3 protein-coding genes and 1 pseudogene are annotated in these 1953 nt (G+C 57.1%); all 4 read left to right on the top strand.

Annotated features, from left to right (window positions below; genetic code table 11):
• The first annotated feature begins 20 nt into the window (after positions 1 to 20).
• On the top strand, positions 21 to 707 hold the full coding sequence (locus tag ACOCD2_RS18020; RefSeq protein ID WP_293649588.1) for an NADH-quinone oxidoreductase subunit B: 687 nt from the start codon (positions 21 to 23) through the stop codon (positions 705 to 707).
• Entirely contained in the window at positions 704 to 889 is a 186-nt protein-coding gene (locus ACOCD2_RS18025) for a hypothetical protein (protein ID WP_293649589.1), read from the top strand. The genes ACOCD2_RS18020 and ACOCD2_RS18025 overlap by 4 nt, the downstream gene beginning before the upstream one ends.
• Complete coding sequence (locus ACOCD2_RS18030) at positions 890 to 1276, top strand: NADH-quinone oxidoreductase subunit C (RefSeq protein WP_293649590.1); 387 nt, start codon at positions 890 to 892, stop codon at positions 1274 to 1276.
• Positions 1273 to 1953, top strand: a pseudogene (locus tag ACOCD2_RS18035) (hypothetical protein); the annotation flags it as partial. The gene ACOCD2_RS18030 and the pseudogene ACOCD2_RS18035, both read left to right, overlap by 4 nt.

Genomic DNA, 1953 nt, shown 5'->3' on the forward strand with positions numbered 1-1953 from the left:
GCATTTATGATGAACTGATGATGAAAAATCTGGAAAATATTCCCGTTGAGCAGCGCAGGCGCACCAATCCCCTGGCTCATGTTTTTGATGAGTTTATGGCATTCTGCCAGTCCCGTTCCCTGTTCATGCTGCATTACTGTACAGGTTGTGGCGCGGTGGAGCTTCCCCCTGTGATGACCAGCCGTTTCGACGGAGAGCGCCTGGGGATCAGTCCCATGGTGTCGCCCAGGCAGGCGGATGTGCTGCTGGTGACGGGCTATGTGTCGGTCAAGACCCTCAAGCGTGTGATACTCACCTACGAACAGATGCCGGCGCCCAAATACGTGGTGGGCATCTGTTCCTGTACCGTCAATGGCGGCATGTACTGGCAGAGTTATGCCACGGCCAAGAAACTGTCCGACTACATGCCCGTGGACATCTATATCGCCGGCTGCATGCCGCGTCCAGAGGCGGTGATCTCCGGCATGCGGGATCTGATGGAAAAGATCCGCACGGGCAAGGCGGATTCCTGGAAGGATTATTTTCGCAACTATGATCATTACCTGGGGCAGCAGCAGCGCCTGTTCGGTCCCAAGTGGCAGACACCCACGGACATCATCGGTGAGGCAGAGCACTATGGCCTGATCACCGGGAACACCCGCGGTGAACACACGCGCCTGCTGGAAGAACACCAGAAACGTCTCGAACCCCTGGAGATGCGCCTGTGAGCAAGGAACTGGCAAGATGGATGGATGATCTCCTGCAGGAGATCGACACCCTGAAGTTCGAACGCAAGAACGAACGCCGGGTGAGGGTGGACGTGGACAGCAAGTCCGTGCATTCCCTGCTGGAACTGTTGCGCGGCCGCGCTTCCTTCGTGCATCTTTCCGCCATCAGTTGCGTGGACTGAATCGACGAAGGCCAGTTCGAGCTGGTCTATCATATCTGGTCCTATGAAATGAACACGCTGGTGTCCGTACACACGCGCATCTCGCGGGACAGCTGTTCCTACATTTCGGTGTATGACATCTTCCCCAACTGCGCGTTCTACGAAAGAGACATCCACGAAATGTATGGCATGTATTTCGAGGGCAGCCCCTGCATGGACAAGTTTATCCTCACCGAGTGGGATGGGCCGCCACCCATGCGCAAGGACTTCGATTCCGAAGCCTGGGTGAACGAGCATTTCGACTGGCAGGACTACCATCCGGACTGGCTGCAGGAACTGGAAACCCAGGGAGGCGGCATCACCATCCATCCCGAAGAGCAGCGCTTCAGCCGCAGGAACAAGGAATGAGACCGGAGAACTACGAAGCCAAGCGCCAGCCGCCGAGCAACGAATTCGAACTCAACTTCGGTCCCAACCATCCGGGCATCGAAGGCAACTATGCTTTCCGGGTCAAGGTCAGTGGCGATACCGTGCTGGAGGGCAGGGCCGATGCAGGTTACCTGCACCGGGGCTTCGAGAAGCTCATGGAAAACCGCCTGTGGATTCAGAATATCGCCATCACGCCACGTATCTGCGTACCCGACCCCGTGCCCATGGAAGTCATCTACTGTCTCTCGGTAGAAGACCTGTGTGGCCTGGAAGTGCCGGCGAAAGCCCAGTGGTTGCGTGTGCTGCAGATGGAAATGTCCCGTTTCGCGGCCTATCTCTTTTATTTCGGCGGCCTGGGTGCCACCAACGGCATGTACACCCCTCATTACTGGGGCATGGCGGACAGGGATCTGATCCTCGACCTGTTCGAGGAACTCTGTGGTGGCCGGGTCTATCACATCTACAACATCCCCGGCGGCGTGCGGCGGGACATCCCCGACGGCTGGCTGGAGCGGGTCTCCAGCACCTTCGATTATCAAGCGTGTCTTCGGCCTCGTGATAGATTTTGGGACATCCCAGTCCCCAAAATCGACTCGGCCTTTGACAACCTATTTGTTCCCCAGCCGTCCTGGTCACCAAGCACTACGCAACAACTT

Origin of the sequence: Thiolapillus sp. (assembly GCF_048562965.1) — a bacterium.
Classification (GTDB): domain Bacteria; phylum Pseudomonadota; class Gammaproteobacteria; order Chromatiales; family Chromatiaceae; genus Thiolapillus; species Thiolapillus brandeum_A.

What these genes read in the sequence shown, in the direction of transcription:
- ACOCD2_RS18020 (WP_293649588.1), top strand. Translation starts at nt 21, where the DNA reads ATGAAAAATCTGGAAAATATTCCCGTTGAGCAGCGCAGGCGCACCAAT.